Consider the following 3,121-nt stretch of genomic DNA (forward strand, 5'->3'; position numbering starts at 1 on the left):
TGGCAATGTGGTGTACCTGAATGAACGCGAATGCTCCATCCAGCGGCGCCACCAGAAGGTGATTGAAGAGGCGCCGTCGCCTTTCATCAGCGACGCGACGCGCAAAGCTATGGGCGAGCAGGCCGTGGCGTTGGCAAAGGCGGTGAAGTACCAGAGCGCCGGCACGGTGGAGTTCGTGGTTGGCAAGGACCAGAGTTTTTACTTTCTTGAGATGAACACCCGGCTGCAGGTGGAGCACCCGGTGACGGAATGCATTACCGGGCTGGACCTGGTGGAGTTGATGATTCGCGTGGCGGCCGGCGAGAAGCTGCCGATCGCGCAGAAAGACGTGCAGCGCAATGGCTGGGCGATTGAATGCCGTATCAACGCTGAAGATCCATTCCGCAGCTTCCTTCCGTCCACGGGCCGGCTGGTGCGCTTTCAGCCGCCCAAGGAAACCATGTTCGCGGCAGACACCTCGCAGTTGTACGGCGTGCGCGTGGATACCGGCGTGCAGGACGGCGGCGAAATCCCGATGTTTTATGACTCGATGATCGCCAAGCTCATCGTGCACGGCAAGGACCGTCAAGACGCCATCGCCAAGATGCGTGAGGCGCTCAATGGTTTTGTGATTCGCGGCATATCGAGCAACATTCCTTTTCAGGCGGCTTTGCTGGCGCATCCGAAATTTGTGGCGGGCGACTTCAATACCGGCTTCATTGCTGAAAACTACAGCAAAGGCTTTCACGCCGAAGATGTGCCGCACGATGATCCTTCGTTCCTGCTGGCGCTGGCCGCTTACGTTAATCGCCGCATGCTGGGCCGTGCCGCCGGCATCAGCGGGCAGTTGCCGGGCCATGGCGTGACGGTAGGGGAGGAGTTCGTGGTAGTCGGCCTGGACGCTGCGGGACAGAACACGCAACACCCTGTCACTGTGCGAAATTATCAAGCGCAATCAGGCTCCGGAACAGTAGATACGGGCGCAAGCAGCTATGAAATTTGTAGCAACTGGCATTTGGGCGGTGCGCGCATACGCGGCACCGTGAACGGCCAGCCGTTCGCTGCACAGGTCGAACGCGGTGTCGGGCGCAACCCGCTGGCCATCCGCATCGCACACAACGGCACACGGCTTGATGCCCTGGTACTGTCGCCGCGTGCGGCGCAACTGCATGCGCTCATGCCCTACAAGGCGCCCCCGGACATGAGCCGCTATGTGCTGTCGCCCATGCCGGGCTTGCTGGTGGACGTTGCCGTGCAGGTGGGCCAGAAAGTGCAGGCTGGGGAGCGCGTGGCCGTGATTGAAGCGATGAAGATGGAGAACGTGCTGTTCGCTGTCGCTGACGGCGTGGTGGGAAAGGTGTTGGCAGCCAAGGGTGAATCGCTGAGCGTGGACCAACCGATTGTGGAATTTCAGGCATGAGCACCGGACGCCCTTTCAAGGTGCTGGGCATCCAGCAGATCGCCATTGGCGCCACCAGCAAAGACCGGCTGCGCACGCTGTGGGTCGACATGCTGGGCCTGGAGGTCACTGGCAACTTCGTCAGCGAACGTGAAAACGTCGATGAAGACATCTGCGCAATCGGCAGCGGCCCGTTCAAGGTTGAGGTCGACCTGATGCAGCCGCTGGATGTGGACAGGAAGCCTGCGGTGCACACCACGCCGCTCAACCATGTGGGCCTGTGGATAGACGACCTGCCCAGGGCTGTGGAATGGCTGACAGCCAAGGGCGTGCGCTTTGCGCCCGGCGGCATTCGCAAGGGCGCCGCGGGTTTTGACATCTGTTTCCTGCACCCCAAGGCTAACGACGAGTTTCCTGTTTCGGGTGAAGGCGTGCTGATTGAAATGGTCCAGGCGCCGCCCGAAGTGATCAAGGCGTTTGCCGCCTTGGGTTGAGCTGCTCAGTCCTTCTTGCCGCTCTCTCGCTGTGTGCGGGCGCGGGCCAGGGCGGCTTCAATCACCATGCGCTTGCGGTCTGTCACGGCGGGGTCGTCTCCGGGGCGTGCAGCCGAGGCGGGTAGCGGGGCCTGTGGCGGGTCTGTCACTTTGCCTGCGCCCATCTCCTTCGGGCTTGTGCTGTTCCTGTACCGGGCCTGATGGAATTCATAACGGGCCCTGGCGGTGTCGGCCTCTTGCGGGGACCATGCCGTCCAGCCTGTGCGCTCGCCCGTGACGTTTTCCAGGCTGATGCAGTCAACAGGGCAGACCGGGATGCACAGCTCGCAGCCCGTGCACCAGGGCTCGATGACGGTGTGCATCATCTTGTTGCTGCCCATGATGGCGTCGGTCGGGCAGGCCTTGATGCACAAGGTGCAGCCTATGCACCAGTCTTCATCGATGAAGGCGACAGCACGCGGGCCTTCTGTGCCGTTGGAGGGATTGAGCGGCTGAACGGGCTGACCGGTGATGGCCGACAGCCGCTGCACGCCTTCAGCGCCGCCTGGCGGACATTGATTGATGGGGGCCTGGCCTGTTGCAATGGCCGTGGCATACGCCGCGCAGTCAGGATAGCCGCAGCGGGTGCACTGGGTTTGGGGCAGGGCGGCGTTGATGCGCTCGAAAAGGCTGGAGTCGGGGGGGGAGATCACCCGCCTATTGTCCTACCAGTCATGGCCCCCGCTCTGTCTGCGCTCGACCCGGCCTTGCCGCCGCCCTCAAGCCTTCTTGCTGCGTGCTGCTTTTTTTGCCGCCGGCTTTGCTGCGGCCTTCGGGGCGGCTTTGGCGGCAGGCTTTGCTGCTGCGGTGCGCACTGGCTTTGCTATCGTTTTGGTAGCTGCTGGCGCGCGCTTGGATTGGGCTGGGGCCCGATTGTTCTCAAGAATAAAGGCCTTGACTTGCGGGTAGACGATCTCGCGCCAGCGGCGGCCGCTGAAAATCCCGTAGTGGCCCGCACCCTTGACTTCCAGGTGCTTTTGCAGCGCCTTGGGGATGTTGTGGCAAAGACCGTGTGCCGCCTCGGTCTGGCCAGAACCGGAGATGTCGTCCAGTTCGCCTTCTACCGTGAAATGGGCGGTGCACATCCCGATGCGGGAAATACCCACGCGCCTGGCTGAGCTGCAGGAAATCGGAGCCGGCACCGGCCAGCCGATCGCCTGCCTCTGCCACCACGGCATGCGCAGCCTGCAGGTGGCCAACTATCTGACAC

3 protein-coding genes and 2 pseudogenes are annotated in these 3,121 nt (G+C 62.5%); 3 read left to right on the top strand and 2 right to left on the bottom strand.

From position 1 onward, the window contains the following. A partial coding sequence (locus tag AC1D1X_RS19370) for an ATP-binding protein (RefSeq protein WP_477698925.1) occupies nt 1-1,399 on the top strand: 1,399 nt, incomplete at its 5' end. Further along, the gene (locus tag AC1D1X_RS19375; RefSeq protein WP_477669125.1) at nt 1,396-1,872 is read left to right on the top strand and encodes a VOC family protein; all 477 of its coding nucleotides are present in this window, start codon (nt 1,396-1,398) and stop codon (nt 1,870-1,872) included. The genes AC1D1X_RS19370 and AC1D1X_RS19375, both read left to right, overlap by 4 nt. A 5-nt stretch (nt 1,873-1,877) precedes the next feature. Here the strand turns inward: AC1D1X_RS19375 and rsxB are convergent, their stop codons facing one another. Together rsxB and AC1D1X_RS19385 are read right to left on the bottom strand one after the other, a co-directional pair. After that, complete coding sequence (gene rsxB, locus AC1D1X_RS19380; RefSeq protein ID WP_477669126.1) at nt 1,878-2,564, bottom strand: electron transport complex subunit RsxB; 687 nt, start codon at nt 2,562-2,564, stop codon at nt 1,878-1,880. Nucleotides 2,565-2,630: 66 nt separating this feature from the next. After that, nucleotides 2,631-2,990: pseudogene (locus AC1D1X_RS19385) on the bottom strand (polyhydroxyalkanoate depolymerase); the annotation flags it as partial. Between the two features lies 1 nt (nt 2,991). Between AC1D1X_RS19385 and AC1D1X_RS19390 the strand changes: the two are divergent. Next, a pseudogene (locus tag AC1D1X_RS19390) lies at nt 2,992-3,121 on the top strand (rhodanese-like domain-containing protein); the annotation flags it as partial.

The organism is Polaromonas sp. P1_G4 (genome assembly GCF_056405475.1).